Annotated in this window: 16 protein-coding genes; 8 read left to right on the top strand and 8 right to left on the bottom strand. The window is 62.6% G+C overall.

Annotated elements, in window-relative coordinates; translation table 11 throughout:
- Window positions 1–88: 88 nt before the first annotated feature.
- Complete coding sequence (locus AC1DEZ_RS24860; RefSeq protein WP_476780938.1) at window positions 89–379, bottom strand: hypothetical protein; 291 nt, start codon at window positions 377–379, stop codon at window positions 89–91.
- A gap of 298 nt (window positions 380–677) precedes the next feature.
- Here AC1DEZ_RS24860 and AC1DEZ_RS24855 point away from each other — a divergent pair, with 298 nt between their 5' ends.
- On the top strand, window positions 678–1,226 hold the full coding sequence (locus AC1DEZ_RS24855; RefSeq protein ID WP_476780937.1) for a DNA-3-methyladenine glycosylase: 549 nt from the start codon (window positions 678–680) through the stop codon (window positions 1,224–1,226).
- Window positions 1,227–1,495: 269 nt separating this feature from the next.
- The gene (locus AC1DEZ_RS24850; protein ID WP_476780936.1) at window positions 1,496–1,681 is read left to right on the top strand and encodes a hypothetical protein; all 186 of its coding nucleotides are present in this window, start codon (window positions 1,496–1,498) and stop codon (window positions 1,679–1,681) included.
- A gap of 63 nt (window positions 1,682–1,744) precedes the next feature.
- On the opposite strand, the gene AC1DEZ_RS24845 is transcribed toward AC1DEZ_RS24850, so the two are convergent.
- From AC1DEZ_RS24845 to AC1DEZ_RS24830, 4 genes are all read right to left on the bottom strand, one after another.
- A complete protein-coding gene (locus AC1DEZ_RS24845) occupies window positions 1,745–1,951 on the bottom strand; it encodes a hypothetical protein (RefSeq protein ID WP_476780935.1) in 207 nt (68 codons plus the stop codon).
- A 174-nt stretch (window positions 1,952–2,125) separates the two neighbouring features.
- Entirely contained in the window at window positions 2,126–3,412 is a 1,287-nt protein-coding gene (locus tag AC1DEZ_RS24840) for a phospholipase D-like domain-containing protein (protein WP_476780934.1), read from the bottom strand.
- Window positions 3,413–3,435: 23 nt separating this feature from the next.
- On the bottom strand, window positions 3,436–5,040 hold the full coding sequence (locus AC1DEZ_RS24835) for an OpgD/OpgG family glucan biosynthesis protein (protein ID WP_476780933.1): 1,605 nt from the start codon (window positions 5,038–5,040) through the stop codon (window positions 3,436–3,438).
- Window positions 5,041–5,293: 253 nt separating this feature from the next.
- A complete protein-coding gene (locus AC1DEZ_RS24830) occupies window positions 5,294–7,309 on the bottom strand; it encodes a transglycosylase domain-containing protein (protein WP_476780964.1) in 2,016 nt (671 codons plus the stop codon).
- 437 nt (window positions 7,310–7,746) lie between these two features.
- Here AC1DEZ_RS24830 and AC1DEZ_RS24825 point away from each other — a divergent pair, with 437 nt between their 5' ends.
- Complete coding sequence (locus AC1DEZ_RS24825) at window positions 7,747–7,902, top strand: hypothetical protein (protein WP_441514172.1); 156 nt, start codon at window positions 7,747–7,749, stop codon at window positions 7,900–7,902.
- Window positions 7,903–8,007: 105 nt separating this feature from the next.
- Here the strand turns inward: AC1DEZ_RS24825 and AC1DEZ_RS24820 are convergent, their stop codons facing one another.
- Both AC1DEZ_RS24820 and AC1DEZ_RS24815 read right to left on the bottom strand, forming a co-directional pair.
- Window positions 8,008–8,427, bottom strand: coding sequence for a DUF1236 domain-containing protein (locus AC1DEZ_RS24820; protein WP_441514173.1), 420 nt, complete (start codon window positions 8,425–8,427; stop codon window positions 8,008–8,010).
- A gap of 86 nt (window positions 8,428–8,513) precedes the next feature.
- Window positions 8,514–8,765 carry a hypothetical protein gene (locus tag AC1DEZ_RS24815; RefSeq protein WP_441514174.1) on the bottom strand — a complete coding sequence of 84 codons (252 nt, stop codon included), beginning with the start codon at window positions 8,763–8,765 and terminating at the stop codon, window positions 8,514–8,516.
- Between the two features lie 814 nt (window positions 8,766–9,579).
- Between AC1DEZ_RS24815 and AC1DEZ_RS24810 the strand changes: the two genes are divergently transcribed.
- From AC1DEZ_RS24810 to AC1DEZ_RS24790, 5 genes are all read left to right on the top strand, one after another.
- Window positions 9,580–9,801 (top strand): type 2 periplasmic-binding domain-containing protein, encoded by a 222-nt coding sequence (locus tag AC1DEZ_RS24810; protein WP_441514175.1) that lies wholly within the window; start codon window positions 9,580–9,582, stop codon window positions 9,799–9,801.
- A 170-nt stretch (window positions 9,802–9,971) separates the two neighbouring features.
- On the top strand, window positions 9,972–11,312 hold the full coding sequence (locus AC1DEZ_RS24805; protein ID WP_476780932.1) for an HlyD family secretion protein: 1,341 nt from the start codon (window positions 9,972–9,974) through the stop codon (window positions 11,310–11,312).
- On the top strand, window positions 11,309–12,544 hold the full coding sequence (locus AC1DEZ_RS24800) for a hypothetical protein (RefSeq protein WP_441514177.1): 1,236 nt from the start codon (window positions 11,309–11,311) through the stop codon (window positions 12,542–12,544). The genes AC1DEZ_RS24805 and AC1DEZ_RS24800 overlap by 4 nt, the downstream gene beginning before the upstream one ends.
- A 1-nt stretch (window position 12,545) precedes the next feature.
- Window positions 12,546–14,555 carry a glycosyltransferase family 2 protein gene (locus AC1DEZ_RS24795; protein WP_476780931.1) on the top strand — a complete coding sequence of 670 codons (2,010 nt, stop codon included), beginning with the start codon at window positions 12,546–12,548 and terminating at the stop codon, window positions 14,553–14,555.
- A 401-nt stretch (window positions 14,556–14,956) separates the two neighbouring features.
- A complete protein-coding gene (locus AC1DEZ_RS24790) occupies window positions 14,957–15,355 on the top strand; it encodes a hypothetical protein (protein WP_476780930.1) in 399 nt (132 codons plus the stop codon).
- On the opposite strand, the gene paoC is transcribed toward AC1DEZ_RS24790, so the two are convergent.
- Window positions 15,327–17,534, bottom strand: a complete 2,208-nt coding sequence (gene paoC, locus AC1DEZ_RS24785) for an aldehyde oxidoreductase molybdenum-binding subunit PaoC (RefSeq protein WP_476780929.1) — start codon at window positions 17,532–17,534, stop codon at window positions 15,327–15,329. The genes AC1DEZ_RS24790 and paoC overlap by 29 nt on opposite strands.

The raw sequence follows: 17,534 nt of genomic DNA, 5'->3' as shown, positions 1-17,534 counted from the left end.
CCGCTTCCTCGCGGCGGCGTTGCAATTGAGCTCGCGTCTTTTGCATGCGGTGCCGGTTAACAGGCCGACCATGACAGGGGCGCTCAAATCACCCCCTCGATAAGCCCGAGATTTTGTGCCTCATTGGCTTCAATGTACCAATTTTAGGGGCGAGCTTGAGAACTTGCTCCATCGTCACGGACGATCCCGCGACGAGATTCTGGAGCCCCTCGTTCTGAATCGGGATCGAATGCTTGATCTCGTTCAGTTTGGCATTGAGGTTGGCGATGCAAGCGGTCAACGGCCCGTCGATGATTACATTGGGCTGCAACTTTTGCTCGTGGATCATAAGCCGCGTGCCGCGGGTCAGATAGCGGTTTGAGCGAGCGAAGAAGTTCATGAAGGTCGCGCCGGCCGAATAGATCGCGGCCTTGCCGAGGAAGACGAAGCGCCGGTTCGGCTCCTGCTCGCTATGAAAACGGGAGTCCTCTCCCATCCTTGCTGTGTGCTCGGAAATTGACGAGCGCCTGATCGTCGACGAGTGGAAAAGAGGCTATGAGCATTCGCGGTGCGTCAATCCGGACTGGCCACCATATGGCTGAAGAAGTGCTATCTGAGCTGGCTGCAGTGCTGCACGAGTTTTTCGAAGCTGAACAGTGACGCTTCGCTTTACCACAATTCGAGAAAAGCTGAGAAGCTTGACCGAGCTGAAGGCTTTGAACGCGGTGGAGCTTGCTCCGCGCCTGATTGGCGTCGCGCTCCTTGTTGATCGGATAGGAGGGATAATCGTCGAAACAGAGGCCTATCTCGCCGACGATCCTGCATCGCACAGCTTCCGAGGTCCGACACTGCGGAATGCGGCGATGTTCGGGCCTTCCTGGCACGCATATGTCTATCGATCCTATGGGCTTCACTGGTGTTTGAATATCGTCGCTGAAGGCGCGGGCGCGGTCTTGATCAGGGCCATCGAGCCAACAGTCGGGCTGGTTGAAATGCGGGCGCGTCGCGGTGCCACGGTCAACCTATGTAATGGACCGGGACGGTTGGCCCAGGCGCTCGGGATAACAAGCGCTCATGATGGGCAAAGTTTGGAGCGCCACCCGTTCTCGATCGTTGACCGATCATATGCTCCCGAGATCGTCTGCAGCACACGCGTTGGAATTTCGAAAGCTGCCGAGCGGCCCTGGCGATATGGCCTAGCAGGTTCACGTTTCCTGAGTCGGGCATTTCCCAAGGCGGTAAAATAAGCGCCGCCGCGGAGCAGTTTCGCAGTGTGAGATGGGACATGCGGATTGCGGCCTACTACGCGTTCTTCATCGCACCGTATGTGACGAATTCGGAGGAATTCGCACCTGTCTGGGTAGCCGGTAGGGCGACCGGCTACCCACTCTAAAGTGTCCCGGCGAAACAATGAGCCCGCCGCGGCCAAACGCTGGGCCTCTGCCTTCCATGTTTCCGAAGGATCGGTTCTCGCATAGGGGATGTGGAACCGACCCGCAGGTGCCTGGATCGTGAGATGGGCGTCCGCTTGACGCGCGAGCGAGAGCCCGTAGCCGAACGCCGAGGCGTCTTCGTCCCGCCCTTCCTGCGCGATCGTCACCGGTACCTTCTTCACGCCACCGATCATGACCGCCTCCCACGCCTCATCGGCATCATGGGCTCGGGCGCGCTGAAAAGCGCTGCCGCGGCGGCGATGAATTGACGTTTCATGGGCGACTCCGGGTGATCGGGAGCAAACGCCGCCTTGCAACGCTATGTTCCCGGCTTAACCGTTGGTGCCGCTTCCGCCCGCGACCGTTGCGGCCTGGCTCTCTGCAGCGCGATCGAGGCATTGCGCCATCTCGGACGTGCCGAATTTGAATTTCGAACATTGAGCGGTGCCGACAGTGTAATCACGCGTCGGATGGGTGGCCTCAGGCGTGCTGTTGCAGCCGGTCAGGGCCAGGGTGAGGATGGCGAGTGCCAATTGCATCGGGTTCTCCTGTGCTGTGGACCGGCGGCATTAGGCCTTAACATGCTGCGATCAATCAGCCCCTCGATCGCCAAGCCCCGATCACTCGACAAATCCTGTGCAACTTCATGGTCGAGCTTGCTCGATGCCTGAAGGGCCGGAGAATTTTCATCGCTGAGATTCTCTTGGGTGATGTCAAATCTGCGATCGTGCGAGGCTGGAAACCCAGTCCGAAATCTTTTCGCTGGCCGTTCGGCTTTGCCAATCCGCAAAGGTGTAGGGCTTCGAGACCGCAGCATCCTTGTCGAACAAGGCTGTCTGGGCGCCGGCGAATTGCTGATCGAAGAGATTGATGTTGGCTTCGTCGTTAAGGCGCAAGGCGCGGTCGTCGATATTCGTCGAGCCGACCGAGGTCCAGATGTCGTCGATGATCACCAACTTGCAGTGGAAGAAGGTCGGCTGGTACTCGCTGATCCTCACGCCGGCCTGAAGCAAATCGCCCCACAAGTGCCGCGATGCCTTCCGGACGATGCGTGCATCGGTCCGCGGCCCGGGCACGATGATCCGTATGTCGACGCCGCGCTTGCGGGCCTCGAGAAGCTGGTGGCGGGTCAGTTCGTCGGGCACGAAATAGGGCGTCGCGATGCGGATGCTCTTCTGCGCAGCGGCGATCGCGGTCATCAGCATGAGATGCATAACATTGCGCTGATGGGTCGAGCTGACGACCACCTGCGCGGCATGGTCACCGGCCGGGGCGATCTCCGGGAAGAAGCGGTCGCCAAGCAGCAGTTCGCCCGTCGCCTCGATCCAGTGCTCGGCGAAAGCTGACTGAAATTCCGCCGCGGCCGGTCCCTCGACCCGATAATGGTTGTCGCGCCACTCGTTAGGCGTGCGAGCATCGCCGATCCATTCATCCGCGATGCCGACGCCGCCGGTAAAGCCCACGCGCCCGTCGACGATCAGCAGCTTCCGATGTGTGCGGTTATTGACCCGGTCGATCGTGTACCAGGTGACCGGGCGGAAGCGCACGACTTCGACCCCCGAAGCCTGCATCCGCTCGATAAGTTGCTCGTCCATCGGCAGACTGCCGATCCAGTCGAGCAGCACTTTCACGCTCAGACCCTCCCGGGCCTTCGCCGAAAGCGCATCGGCGAACTCCTCGGCTATGGCGCCTCGCCAGTAGATATAGGTCTCGAAGCTGATCGTCTGCCGCGCCCCGCGGATGGCGCGCAGCATCGCCGGAAAGATCTGATTGCCGTTGGCGAGCGTCTCGATCCTGTTCCCGGGAATGAAATTTGACCCGAACAGGGCGCCCATCGACGTCCTGAGCTGGCGATCCGACGAGGCAAGATGATGCGGAATCGGCTGCTTGAGTTCGTGCGGCTCGGGCAGCAGGTTGCCGATCAGGAGGCACCCCAGGACTCCCGTGGTAGCCGAGAGGAGAGCGATCAGGAGAGGATGTCTTCGGAGCTTCATGGGCATGCGGGACTGCAGTGAGAGAGGCGTCACTTGCGCGCTGACTCATCCTTCGAAGGCGCTGGCTTTGCGGAATCGCCGGTCGGCACAGACCATGTTGCCGTCCAGGTCTCGCTCAAGGTGCGATTGCGTGACTTCAGGAACATGCGAAGCTCGGCCGATTGGCCGTCGGGTAGTGTCGCATCGACGATGGCGCGCACGCCTTTAAGCGGCGCATGGAAGGCCAGGATCTTGGACGTGATCGTACCGGCCGTCGTGGTGGCGACCAACTCCACGCGGTCAGGCTGGCTTTGGTAATAGGCGAGGTCGCCCCCGGCGAAATCGACTATGAAGCGTTTCGTTCCGCTGCCCTCGGCGACGCCATCCTCGATATCCGAGCCGTTGAAGGTGTGCTGTGCCTGTGCATAGGGGTGCAGGTGCCAGGTCGTCGATACCGCCGATATGCGGTAGCGGAACTCGCTGGCCTGTCCGCTTGGCAGGGGCGTGTGGGGCGTCCAGCAGGCGACGATGTTGTCGAATGCTTCGTTCACGGTCGGGATCTCGATCAAGTCGATCCGGCCTTCGCCCCAATCGCCCTGGGGCTGGACCCAATAGCCGGGCCGCGCATCGTAGCGCGCTTCAAGGTCCTGATAGCTGCCGAAGTCGCGGTCCCGCTGCATAAGGCCGAAGCCGCGCGGGTTCTTGTCGCCGAAGCTCGATATGCGAAGCGCCTTCGGGTTGCGGATCGGGCGCCAGATCCATTCTCCATTGCCGGACACCATCATCAGCCCGTCGGAATCATGAATTTCGGGGCGGAAATCGGTCCGCTGGCCAAGATCGCCTTCGCCGGCCTGGAACATCGACGTCAGCGGCGCGATGCCGATCCGCTCGATTTCCCGGCGCGGGATGATCGTCGCGGTGACGTCCATATAGGTTTCGCGGCCCGGGCTGACGACATAGCGATAGGCTCCCGCGACGGACGGGGAATCGAGCAGGGCGTAAATGACGAGCTCGGTCGTCTCGCGCGATGGCTCCTCCACCCAGAGCGCGCGCATGAAAGGGAATTCCTCGGGGCCGTTGCCTCCGACATCCAAGGCCAGCGAGCGCGCCGAAAGCCCGTAGCGGTGGCCCCGCCCGATCAACCGGAAATAGCTAGCGCCCAGGAAGGAGATGACCTCGTCCTGCACCTTGGGGTCGTTCAGGTTGGTGGTCACGGCGAAACCCGCGAAACCCAGCGCCGGCGAGAGCCCCTTGGGAATGGGGACCTTGCCGTATTCGAACAGGCTGGTCGTGAACGGGATCGGGATCGCGTTGCCGTGGTTGATGATGTGAACCTGGACCGGCTTGTTGTGCAGAAAGCCGAGATGGAACGGCAGGAGACGGAAATCCGATCCGCCGTCGCGCCAGAAGGCCTTGTCGCGCCGAAACCGGATTTCCCGATAGCTGTCATAGGTCAGCCTCGACAGTTCGTCCGGGATCTTGGCGCTTTCGGCATCGAAGGGCTGTTTAGCCAGCGCCGTCGCGCGCTCCACGACGTCGCCGTAGCCGAAGCTCTTTGCAGCCCCCGCCGGCGCCTGCGCCCATACGGAGCGGTGCGCCAGCAGGCCCGCGCTGGAGAGCAGAGCGAGAAGCGCGCGGCGAGACGGTGCGGACAAGGCTGAATCCCCCGGAATGGCGGCCGGCCGCGATAGGCAAGCGACCTTAGAACACCACCAAGCTGCGCCGGTTCCCGCGCAACTCGCTGCCGAGGCCTCATCACGGAAAACGCGCCCCGCCCATCTCCAAGCGTAGCGAGGCCGCTTTGGTGAACATCCAGGGACACGGTCTGGGCCTCAGAGCTGGCTCATGGATGATCTAGACGCGGCCCGGGAAAACAATGAGCTTGGCTCTGGGCTGGATGACTGAGCCTCAGAGCCCGAACAGCCTCTCGAAGAAGTTCTTCTGGCGCTTGGCGCGCTGCCGCGGTTGGCCCCGGCCGCTTTCGCCGGCATTGGCGTAGCGCGGATCCTGTCCGGCACCGGCCACGCCCGCCAGGGTGACCGGCTTCTGGTCCTTGAGGGCGATCTTCATGAAATTGTGCCAGATGTCGGTCGGCAGGTTGCCGCCAGATACGCCCTTGGTGGGCGTGCTGTCGTCGTTGCCCAACCAGACGCCGGCAACCAGATTGCCGGTATAACCCACGAACCACGCGTCCTTGTAGTCGTTGGTGGTGCCGGTCTTCCCAGCCATCGGCCAGCCCGGCATCCGCGCCCTTTGGGCCGTGCCGATGACGAAAATGTTATGCATCATCTCGTTCATCATGGCATCAGTGCTTGGATCGATGATTTGCTCCAGATCGCCAGAAGCCCGGCGGCTGAAGACGAGTTTGCCATCCGCGGTCTTCACCTCGGTGATCACGTAGGGCACAGCCGCGAAGCCCCCGTTGGCGAAGGTGGCATAGGCGCCGACGAGCTCGAGCGGCGTGACTTCGGAGGTGCCGAGCGCGATCGAGGGGTCGGCCTGGAGCGGCGAGGTGATGCCGAGGCGCTGCGCCGTTTGGACGACCGCCTTGGGACCGACCTCCATATTGAGCTTTACCGCCACCGTGTTGAGGGAAAGCGCGAGAGCCTTGCGTAAGGTTATTGGCCCCCGATAGCCCCGGTCATAATTTTCCGGCTTCCAGCCATTGATGCTGACCGGTGAATCCGAGCGCACGGTGTCGGGGCGCAGCCCTCGTTCAAGGGCCGTCAGATAGACAAAAGGCTTGAAGGACGAGCCCGGCTGGCGGCGGGCGGAGGTTGCCCGATTGAATTGGCTCGCCTCGTAGTCGCGGCCACCCACGAGCGCTGTCACGGCCCCGTCCGGCCGCATCGCCACGAAGGCGCCCTGGCTCACATTGAACTTTTGGCCCTTGGCGTTGAGCTCGTCGACCAGCACCCGCTCGGCCGCCGCCTGCAGGGATGGCTCGAGAGTGGTCGAGACCACGACGTCGGTGTCGATGGTGCCGACGACGTCGTCGATCACATCCATCACGTAGTCAGCTGCATAATTGGCGGAGCCGGCTCCTTTTGGACGCATGAGCTCGGCCGGTGCACCAAGGGCCGTCAGGGCCATGTTGGGCGTGATGAAGCCGAGCTCCTTCATCGCCGCGATCACGCGTTCGGCGCGGGCCTGAGCGGCCTCGCGGTTGCGGCTGGGGGCCAGGCGCGACGGCGACTGGACGAGGCCAGCCAGCAGGACGGCTTCCGACAACGACACGTTGCGGGCCGACTTGCCGAAGTAGCGCTGGGCCGCGGCCTCGACACCATAGGCACCGGCCCCGAAATAGACCCGGTTGAGATAGAGTTCGAGAATCTGGTCCTTGCTGTAGCTACGCTCCAGCCAGAGCGACAGGATCGCTTCCTGGATCTTGCGCGAGACCGTGCGCTCCTGGGTCAGGAACAGGTTTTTCGCGAGCTGTTGGGTCAGCGTCGAGCCGCCCTGGAGGCCGCCGTCATGGGTCAGGTTGCGGTGGGCTGCACGGAGGAGGCCCATCAGGTCGATGCCCCAATGGTCGTAGAAGCGCCGGTCCTCGATCGCGACAAAAGCCTTGGGCAGGGAGGGCGGCAGCTCTCCGAGGGAGACCTCGCGGCCGCCCGTCTCGCCGCGATTGGCCAGAAACGAGCCGTCATGCGCCAGGATGGCGATGTTCGGGGGCCTTTTCGGCACCGTGAGCTGACTGAGCGGAGGCAGCTGCAAGGCGTAGTAGGCGACGACGCCGCAAAGGCCGATGAGGCCAGCCGGGCAGAGCGCCAGCCCGGCATATGCCAACCTCCTCAGGAACGAGCCGGCACCCGCAGGCCGGGCCGTCCCGGGTTGGCGAGACGCGTCATCGCTGGTTTCAGAGGCCGGCCCGTGAGCCGAGGCACCGCCCTTGCGATCCTCGGTGGCGGGGCGAGAAGCCAGCTCCTGCGCTGACGTCGCCAGCGCGTCGACAGCCGGCTCGCGGTCACCTTCGTTCGCCACCTGTGGTCAGCCCCCCATTCCGTGCAGCCGGTGCAATCGGGCGCTTCTGGCATCGGCTCTTGGCACAACTAAGACCAGGGGCGGACATGCATGCATGTCACGCTGGAGATCCGGAGGGCGACGGCGCTTCATCCTCGAAAGGGGGGCTGCCGGCTCATCCGCGCGGCGTCAATGCGCGCCGCCAGCGGTCATTTCCAAAAGCGGCATGGAGATAACTGCAGTCACATAAAGGCGCCATGGCCCAGGCAATGTCTATGTCATTTGATGGAATGACGACGAGCGATTACCCCTCTCGCGGACCATCGTTCACCGGAGCGTCAATGTCTGCAACGGGTCGGTCGCCGGCTTTCGGAAGCGGCCGCTAAGAGGCGCCCGACATGCAGAAGCCGGCCCAACGGCCGGCTTCGCTGATGACGATGATGAGTCACTTCGTCGCGACGGCTGGCGTCTTCACATTCACATCGATGCGTTTTCCACCGCCGAAGCCGCCGCTGAAGAAAAAGAAGCCGATGCCGATAACAAGTAACCAATGATAATGCCTAGAAGGCCGGTGGCTCCCGATCCGGATCCATCTGCCAGGATTGCCCCTTGAAAATGGATTCGAAAAAGGAGGCCGAGATATTCGGCCCCCGATCGTATCAATTGATAATCTGGACAATCTTGCGGGTTTTCGGCTCGACCAGGACGGTCTTTCCGTTGACCACGGTGTAGCGGTACTCGCGGGCACCGTATTCAGCCGGAACCTCGCGATAGACCACGCCTTCCTCCGGCAGCGCTACTCCAACGGCGACCTCCTCCTTGTAGCTGTAGGAGGGAACGCGTTGTTCGGTCACGTACGTGCGGAACTTCGGCGTGGCGGCGTCACCGATGATGGCACCAGCGGTGGCGCCGACCACGCCACCCACGGCGGCGCCGACCGGGCCACCCACAATGGCTCCGCCAACGGCGCCGGTGGCGCCGCCCGAAACCGCACCGCCGGCGGCGCCGGAGTTGGACTGGGCGAGAGCGAGCGTCGGAGCGATGGCAAGAACGGAGACGATGGCAAGACGCTTGAACATTAGAATCTCCATAAAGAAGAGAGTGTCACCGCGCTCACAACAGGTTGGAACGCTATTAGTTCCAATAAGTACTTACGAGGCAGCACTCAGCGGGGAAGCGGGTAAACAACGCGGACCTTGCGCTCGGCGCGCACGGGTTGGGCATCCGCGTCAGCCGTCATTGCTTCGGCTTGCGGAGCCACCACCACATCCGCCGGTGCTCTGGATTTACTGAGCCGCTCGCCCAATTCTAGCCCTGCCACCGGCGTGAGCGCTTTGTTGTCGATGTGGGTCGCCTGCGCCGCGCCAATGCTGGCTCCTAGTGCCGTCAGGCTGATGATGAATGATTTCGCGATCATGGTCGTCCGAAGGTTGGATGAGACAGCGCTCACAAAACCAACTTTTCTTCGAACGGTTCCAAAAAGCAGGGAACCGCAGCAGGTGGTGCGGCCTGCATAATCATGTGGCTTAGCTCGTCACCGACGAGCCGGCCGCGACGGAGACCGCGCGAATGAAGAAAGCCGTTTGGCTCAAGATCGAGTTAATAGCGGAGTAGCCTTCCGTGCCTGGACGGACGGCAAGCTGCGGCATGCCTCGTTCAAGGGCCTGCGAGAGATGCGGATAAGGCGTCGGTCTACAGCTGGTCTAACGCCGGCGTCAGCTATGGGTCGAGAGTCGACGCCCGGCAGCACCTAAGATCAGAGCGTCCAGTTCCTGCCGAACGCCAACGGCAATTGGCGCAACTCGTCCGCAGCGGGCTGGAAGCCGACGGAGGGTCCACTTTATGTCGACGTCTCGGATCAGTCAGATACGCCCGGTTCGATGAGGTCCCAGATGTTGCCATAGAGATCCTCGAACTTGGCGACCGTCCCATATGGCTCTCGTCTTGGTGGCTCCGCCGGAAGCCTCCGATCGCGACCAATGGGCGATCGCCGGATCGTCGGCGTCATCAGGGCCTATAACCGCAACATTCTCCCCCGGAGAAGGCGCCCAAGGCCTGTGCCGACCTGCTCAACCGGGAACTCAAGCCGCAAGCTCGCATCCAGGATTCGGCGGCAGGCACGAGCTTCAACCAGATGTACCTGCTGGAGAAGCGGCTCGGCGCCGACTTCATGCGGCGCTGGGGCCAGCAGGAGCCCTTCATCGTCTCCACCGCGGGCCCAGCTTATCGACATGTTGGTGCGCGGTGAGGCGCTGGTCGGCGCCACCGTCGACCACTTCCGCGCCTTCGACCCCGATGCGGTAAAGGCGGGGATCGTCTGGGTTTATCCCAGCGAAGGCATGCCGCTCGCCACCGCCCCGGTCGCGATCTTCAAGGACGCGCCCAATCGGAACGCGGCGCGGCTGGCGTCCGCCGCTCAGCTGCTGGCCAGGCTCAAAGAAGCCGTCCAATAGCCCCTGTTACGCCTTCAACAGCCCCCATTGTTGCATTGCAATAAAATCTTCGAACATCGCTGCGATCTTCCTGTTGCTGGCCTGACGCGAATGTCCGGAGAGGAAACGACGCTCGCAAACAGCGCCTTGCGAGAGAGGTCCCATTCACCCTTCCAGCGAAGGAATTGACGATGCCTCACTCCACCAAAGCGGGGCTCGACCCCAAGGGCCGTGCCCACTCGCGCTTCATCAAAGTGAGTGCATACTTTGTCGCAACGGTACTCGCCGGTTTGCTTTTGACAGCAACGCTCCCGCCGCTGGTGGCGGATCAATCCGACCGGGCTATCCTGAATGCGCCGGTGACGCTGCTCACATCTCCGATTGCGGGCGAAGTCGCAGCGATGAACGTCGCTCCCGGCGCTCGGATGGCCGAAGATGCTGCGGTGGCGGAAATTCGGAACAAGCGCGTCGATCGCTCCACGCTCATAAGCCTTCAGGGAAAGGCTGAAGAATTCCAGCGGGCCCTCATCACCGCCAGGGCGCGGAAAGAGGCGGACCGCGGCTATATCGAAACGCTCGAGAGAGAGATCTCTGCGCAAAAGGCCCAGCTGATCACGCAGCTGACGGATCAGAATGCGGGTTTGGCCGGCCTCCTCAGTGCAGCGAGAGCCGGAGTGATCGAGAAGGGCGCGCTGCGCGACCGCCAGCAAAGTCTCGTCGCTCAAAACACCGCCAGTCCTTACATGCTAAAGCCAACGACCCAGCAGCTATCGGCAGCTCAAGGATCGCTTGACGCAGCCGCTGCAAAGCTCGCAGCCGGCCAGAGCCAGTTGGAGGCTGTCAGGAACGACATCTTCGTCGGCGACAACCTCGTGGGCCTGGCGACTCTCGCCCAGAAGCGGAGGGACATCGCTTTCCATCTCCAGAATCAGACGATCGAGGAGGCCCAGGCGGAGGCCGGCCTTGAGGTCCAACTGGCTGCGGTCGACGCCGAGAAGGCCCGCCTGGATTCGCTGACCGAGGCCCGTCTGACCGCGACGAAGGGCGGAGAGATTCTGTCCATCGGGGCTGCGGTCGGCCGCCACGTCAACGCCGGCGACTCGCTTGCTACAATGGTCGACTGCCGCGACCTCTTCGCCGTTGCGATCTTTTCGTATCGCCAGGCTACAGCTCTCTCCGTCGGCACTCGGGTTCTCGTGTCCGGCGAGGATAGGCACGGCCCGCGCGAGGGGATCGTCCAGGACATTGTCCCGAAGTCGAATGATAGGAGTGACGCGCAATACGCCTTGCCTTTCCCGCAGACCGAGCGCCGGGAAATGTATGTGCTGGTCAAGTTCGCCGACGAGGCCGACCGGCCCGCGGGGGCTTGCCCGGTCGGGAAATGGGTCACCGTCACCCGGGCGGATGGCTGGGTGCCTTCGGCCTCGGTCGTCTGGCACCAGGCTTCCACTGTGATGGGGCGTGCCGTTTCGGCGCTATGGAGTGCGGACGCAGCGGGGGCTCATGAACCTGCCAAGCGAAGCATGCGATGATGTTGGCGCAAGCACGTGCTCTTTCAACCGCAGCGATGCTGTTGATGAGCGCAACGGTCGCCATGGCCCAACCGCTCTGCGAACCGATTACACGGCACATCGACCGAACAGCGGCAGGAGATGTCGTCTCGCCGCTCTTCCTGCCCAGCTACGAACGCGGCGAAGGCGAGACGGCACTGCCACCACCGATCGCTCGATCGGCGTTTTCGTACGACAACGCGCTGGCCATCGTCGCCTTAGTGTCATGTGGCGAGTTTGGTGCCGCCCAACGGATTGGTGATGCGTTTCTGTCAGCGATGACGAGCGACCGGACATTCAAGGATGGGCGCATTCGCAACGCCTATCGAGCGGGTATCGTCAAGTCCGGGCCTCAGCTCCTTCCCGGTTGGTGGGACGATCATCAGCTGATCTGGGCGGAAGACGCTTACCAGGACGGCAGCCAAACCGGCAATGTGGCGTGGGTCGGTCTCTCTCTGCTCGCTTTGGCGGAGGCGACAGGCGAACAGCGCTACCGCGACGCCGCCCAGCGGCTCAGCAGTTGGATCGCCGACAACGCCGTGGATAGGCACGAGGCCAACGGCGTGACCGGAGGTCTTGCCGGCTTTGATGCCGCGCAGACGCCGATCCCATGGAAATCCACCGAGCACAATGTGGATGCTTTCGCGCTTGGCAGCTGGATCGCGCGCGACAGTGCCGAGCCCGCTGCCCGGAAACTCGTCAAGGTTACCCGGCCGTTTCTCGACGCGATGTTCGATCCTGCTTCAGGCAGTTTTCGAATGGGCACTTTGCCGGATGGACGGCTGCAGCCGACGCATGTCTACGCGCTGGATGCGCTGATCTGGCCGCTACTGGCGGTCGCCGACCCGCCTGCCGATTGGCGCCGCTCACTGGCCCTCGCCGAGACCCACCTCGCTGTGGCGGGTGGCTACGATTTCAACGGCGATCAGGACGGCTTGTGGACGGAAGGAACCGCTCAAGCGGCTCTGGTCGAACGCCGCGCAGGCAATCGTCCGGAGGCCGATCGCCTGCTCGCGGTGATCGAACGTTTCCGAGCGCCTTCCGGCCTGCTCTACGCGACTGATCGAGCGCGGATTTCAACCGGCCTCGCGATCGGCGACACGAGTAAGGAAGCCGATTTCTTCTATTTTCATCGCCCGCATCTCGGAGCAACGGCTTGGGCCATCCTCGCGCGGACCGGCCTCAATCCCTTCACCGGGAAGAAGGTGGATTAGCATGTTTCCGCAACCTCAGGATCTCAGCACCGTTCTCGCCTTCGACATGGGGATATTCGTGACCCTGCTCCTGCTGTCGCGGCTGTTGTCACGCGAGAGCGCAATGGGGCGGGCGCTTTTCGGCGCCTGCGCCGCAGCAATCATCATCTGCTACGCAGCTTGGCGTTGGCAGGAAACGCTCCCGCCGTTCGAGTGGAGTATCGGCAGCCTCTGGACACATGTGTTCTTCGGCTTCGAGGCTGTCGCTATCACCTACACCCTTTTGTCGATCATCATTCTCCTGCGCTGGCGCGACCGTTCCGGCGATGCGGATCTCTGCGAGAGCATTCTCGCGGACCGAAATTGCTGGCCCAAGGTCGATGTTTTCATCTGCACCTACAACGAGCCGCTCGACGTGCTGGAAAAATCCATCATTCCGGCATTGGCCATCGACTATCCCAACTTTGCTGTCTGGGTTCTCGACGACACCCGGCGCGCCTGGCTGAAGGAGTATTGCGAGAAGGTCGGCGCCCGCTACATCACGCGCGCCGACAACAAGGGCGCCAAGGCCGGCAATCTCAACAACGCGCTGGGTCACACGGCCTCAGAGACCAACGCTCCGCTAATCCTCGTGCTGGACGCCGATTTCGCGCCGAAACGCAATATTCTGCGCCGGATGGTCGGCCTTTTCGGCAATCCCAGAACAGGCATCGTTCAGACCCCGCAGTTCTTCTACAATGCCGATCCGATCCAGCATAACCTCATGGCGGCGGATAGTTGGGTCGACGACCAGCGCATCTTCTTCGATGTATTTCAGCCGGCCAAGGACGCATGGGGCGCCGCCTTCTGCGTCGGAACCTCTTTCGTCGTTCGCCGGGACCTCCTGAACGAAATCGGGGGATTCCCGGACAGCGCGATCTGCGAGGATATCAATCTCACATATACGCTGATGCGTCGTGGCTACGAGACGCATTGGCTCAACGAGCTGCTGAGCATCGGCCTCTGCGCTGAGGGGCTTCCTGAATATATCACACAGCGAACGCGATGGTGCCTTGGCACGATGCAGGTTGCGCTGCTTCCGGACGGGCCGCTTCGCGGCCGCGGCTATTCGTTCGTGCAGCGCTTGCACTACGTCCACGGCATCCTAAACTGGCTCTGCAAGCCGTTCCTGGTCCTGATGCTGATCGCGCCCTCACTATACTGGCTTTTCGGCCTACCGGCCTATTATGCGGACTATCTGGGCTTTCTGCGTTATGGCCTCCCGGCGCTGCTGGCTCTCTGGATCCATGGCGGCTGGATCTCGGCGCGAAGGACACTGCCTCTGTTCATGGAGGTGACACACCTGTTGCCGGCGCCAGCGGTCACGCTGACGCTGTTATCGGCGCTCATCCGCCCCTTCGGCCGCCCGTTCAAGGTTACGGATAAAGGTGGAGACCGGTCCTCGTCCCAGCTGCGTTTCAAGATGGCGCTGACCTTCGGCTCGATCAGCCTGCTCTCGGCCGGGGGCATCGTTTGGTACCTGATCTCGCCGGAAGCCTCATCGGAAGTCTCTTCGCTCGACCTGTTCAATCTGCTCTGGGCCAGCGTAGCGATGACGATGACATTCGTCGCCTTTGTCGTCTGTTTCGAGCGGCCGCGGCGGGAGGAGCGTTTCGACGTGAACGAAAGCGCGGTCGTTCTCGCCGACGACAATCTTCCCTGGAATTGCCGTCTGACCGACTTGTCGTTAAATTCAGCGGCGTTTGACCTGGCTAACGCCGCCAAAATATGCGCGTCCAGGGCGATGACGATCCTGATCGCCGATGTCGGTTTCGTGAGCGCAAAGGTCGAGGCTGTATCGGATCAAGCCGCAATCATCTCGTTCGAATTGTCCGATGCAGAACGCATAAGAATGCTGATCAAGCTCTTCTCCGTCTCAAGCCGTCACCGCATTGCGGATCGGGCAAGCTTCGGTGGCGCCTTTACAGCGTTGTTCAGGCGGTCCTTTGGAATGGGAGCGCCTCTCCGTTCCAGGCAGCGCGCTCAAGCGTGATTCCATCATATGGCTGAGTGGGGAGCACCCGTGCTGCTTGCGGTGGTGGCGGAAGCTTATGCCATGCGACTCCTTCTAGGGATTATGAGTCACCGGCCCCCTCCAGCGCGCAATGTCTGCTTCCTGGAGGGGTGCCAACTTCCGCTACTGGCGCTGAACGAAAGCGGCAGTTGGCTGTCGCTCTGCGCTGGTAAGTCCCCTTTCGGGCAAGAGCCAAGGTTCGGTTCTGGCGCAATTGAGCCCCGAGTGCTGAACCCGTACATTCTGTCGTTCGTCACGAACTGAAGCCGCCGCGGATGCAGTTCGACGAGAGGATGACCAAATGAGCGGGCTTGACGGCAAGACGGCAGTCATAACGGGCGGCGCGACCGGGATCGGCTTTGCATCGGCCAAGCGTTGCGGTGCTGAAATGGCTGTCGCTGGTCCTCTTGGCATATGTCGCAACACTGTTCGTCGTAAAGGTCGACTGGCTGGCCCTCGCCAGGAGCATCGTGCTGCCGAGGCTTTCCTTCGATGCGGACTATTTGTCGATCGTCGTCGAGACGGCCGGAACCAGGAAGTTCTCATCCGCAACGCGGGTCGACATTTGCAACGGCCGCTGGACCCGCGGCGAACTGTTCCTGGCAATGAGCTTCGCTATCAGCCGATCAAATCCGAAAGCCGAAAGCCGAAAGACGCAAACGCTTCATAGCGCCCAACTGACCTCACGCAGCATGAACGAAGCTGAACTGAGATGGTTCGGGGGAGCCGATCGACAACCCATCCACGCGTTCACGGCATCGCCGGTAGCCGATCGATGAGCTTGTCCAGCGTGATAGGATAGTCCCGCACACGCACGCCCGTGGCATTGTAGATCCCATTTGCGACCGCCGCCGCGACTCCACAGATCCCCAGCTCGGCAACGCCCTTGGCCTTCATCGGTGACGAGATCGGGTCCGCTTCGTCGACGAAGATCACCTCCTGGTGCGGAATGTCGGCATGGACGGGAACCTCGTAGCTTGCTAGGTCGTGGTTGACGAAAAAGCCGGCGCGCTTGTCGACGACCAGCTCTTCCGTGAGGGCGGCGCCGACGCCCATGGTCATCGCGCCGATCAACTGACTGCGCGCGGTCTTCGGGTTCAGGATGCGGCCGCAGGCACAGACCGCGAGCATGCGTCGAACTCGGGTCTCCCCGGTCGCGGCATCGACGCCGATCTCGACGAAATGCGCGCCGAAGGTCGATTGCTGGTACTTCTTGTCGAGATCACCATATTCGATGCCGTCCTCGGCAACGAGCCCGTCTGCGCCGGCCGCCTCGCCAAGCGACACGCTGCGATTGCCGGAACGGACCTCACCGTCGATGAAAGCGGCTTCGGCGGAGTTGAAGCCGAGTTTCTGGGCCACCGCTTCGCGCAGCTTGAGGCAGGCGGCATAGACGCCGGCGGTCGAATTGTTGCCGCCCCATTGACCGCCCGAGCCGCAGGAGACCGGGAAGGTCGAGTCGCCGAGGTGGACTGTCACCTGCTCGATGGGCAAACCCATCATCTCGGCCGCGGTCTGGGCGATGATGGTGTAGCTGCCGGTGCCGATATCCGTCATGTCGGTCTCGACCGTCACGGTACCGCGACCGTCGAGCCGGACGCGTGCCGCCGACTTCGTCAGCAGGTTGTTGCGAAACGCGGCGGCGACGCCCATTCCGACCAGAAGTCGACCATCGCGCTGACGTCCGGGCTGCGCCTGACGCTTGCTCCAGCCGAAGCGCTCGACGCCGGTGCGCAGGCATTCCACCAAGTGGCGCTGCGAGAACGGGCGCTTCGGGTGTTCCGGATCGACCTGCGTGTCGTTGAGGATGCGGAACTCCACCGGGTCCAACCCCAGCTTCTCTGCCATTTCGTCGATCGCGATTTCCAATGCCATCATGCCCGAAGCCTCGCCCGGCGCACGCATCGCGTTTCCCTCAGGGAGGTCGAGCACGGCCAGCCGTGTCGAAGTTATGCGATTAGCCCCGGCATACAGCAGGCGCGTCTGGTTCACGGCTTCTTCAGGGCCGCCATCCGGCAGGTCGCCGGACCAGCTCTCATGGCTGATCGCGGTGATCTTGCCCTCGCGCGTCGTGCCGATCCGGATGCGCTGGATCGTCGCCGGCCGGTGCGTCGTATTGTTGGCCAAGAGCGGGCGTGTCAGGGCGACCTTAACCGGTCGTCCGGCCGCGCGGGCACCGAGGGCCGCGAGCAACACATCGGCGCGCAGGAACAACTTGCCGCCGAAGCCACCGCCGATGAACGGCGACATGACACGGACTTTGTCTCTGGCAATGCCGAGCGTCTTCGCGAGATCGCCGGCCGCCCAAGCGATCATCTGATTGGACGTCCAAACGGTGAGCTTGTCCCCGTCCCAGGCCGCGATCGATGCATGAGGCTCCATCATCGCGTGCGATTGATCGGGCGTCGTGTAGATTTCATCGAGCTGGATGGGCGCCGCGGCAAACGCACCGGAAAAATCGCCGACGGAGGTATCAGGCGGTCCGCCGAAGCCCGCTTTGGGCGTCCCGGCCGAATTCTTGACCGCCGCGAGATCGAAGGCGCCATCGGTCCGCGCATAGTCCACCTGGACGAGGCCGGCGGCGGCGCGCGCCTGTTCGAATGTCTCCGCGACGACCAGGGCAACCGCCTGGTGGTAATGTTCGATGGCGGGGCCGCCGAGCAGGGCCGCGGTGTTCCGACCGCCCTTGCCGAGCTTGACCGAATTCTCCGCCGTGACGATCGCGAGCACGCCGGGCGCGGCCTGCGCCTTCTCGAGGTCGATCGCGGCGATCCGCCCTTTCGCGATCGCTGCGCCCACGACATAGCCATAGGCTTGGTTCGGCACGACATCGTGGCGTTCATAGGCGTAGGGCGCCGTGCCGGTGGTCTTGAGCGGGCCGTCGATCCGGCTGGTCGGCTGGCCAATCACCTTGAGTTGGTCGATCGGGTTGGTGGTCGCGGGGCTATCGAACCTCAT

The sequence above is a fragment of the Allobosea sp. 10L422 genome (assembly GCF_056395345.1).
Note: the sequence above shows the minus strand (reverse complement) of the source record. Positions and strands in the feature narration are given on the sequence as shown.

Coding starts and splice junctions, on each gene's coding strand:
- AC1DEZ_RS24795 (WP_476780931.1), top strand. CDS start 12,546: ATGTTTCCGCAACCTCAGGATCTCAGCACCGTTCTCGCCTTCGACATG.
- AC1DEZ_RS24825 (WP_441514172.1), top strand. CDS start 7,747: ATGCAGAAGCCGGCCCAACGGCCGGCTTCGCTGATGACGATGATGAGT.
- AC1DEZ_RS24815 (WP_441514174.1), bottom strand. CDS start 8,765: ATGATCGCGAAATCATTCATCATCAGCCTGACGGCACTAGGAGCCAGC.
- AC1DEZ_RS24860 (WP_476780938.1), bottom strand. CDS start 379: ATGAACTTCTTCGCTCGCTCAAACCGCTATCTGACCCGCGGCACGCGG.
- paoC (WP_476780929.1), bottom strand. CDS start 17,534: ATGAGGTTCGATAGCCCCGCGACCACCAACCCGATCGACCAACTCAAG.
- AC1DEZ_RS24845 (WP_476780935.1), bottom strand. CDS start 1,951: ATGCAATTGGCACTCGCCATCCTCACCCTGGCCCTGACCGGCTGCAAC.
- AC1DEZ_RS24800 (WP_441514177.1), top strand. CDS start 11,309: ATGATGTTGGCGCAAGCACGTGCTCTTTCAACCGCAGCGATGCTGTTG.
- AC1DEZ_RS24850 (WP_476780936.1), top strand. CDS start 1,496: ATGGGCGTCCGCTTGACGCGCGAGCGAGAGCCCGTAGCCGAACGCCGA.
- AC1DEZ_RS24840 (WP_476780934.1), bottom strand. CDS start 3,412: ATGCCCATGAAGCTCCGAAGACATCCTCTCCTGATCGCTCTCCTCTCG.
- AC1DEZ_RS24810 (WP_441514175.1), top strand. CDS start 9,580: ATGTTGGTGCGCGGTGAGGCGCTGGTCGGCGCCACCGTCGACCACTTC.
- AC1DEZ_RS24820 (WP_441514173.1), bottom strand. CDS start 8,427: ATGTTCAAGCGTCTTGCCATCGTCTCCGTTCTTGCCATCGCTCCGACG.
- AC1DEZ_RS24805 (WP_476780932.1), top strand. CDS start 9,972: ATGCCTCACTCCACCAAAGCGGGGCTCGACCCCAAGGGCCGTGCCCAC.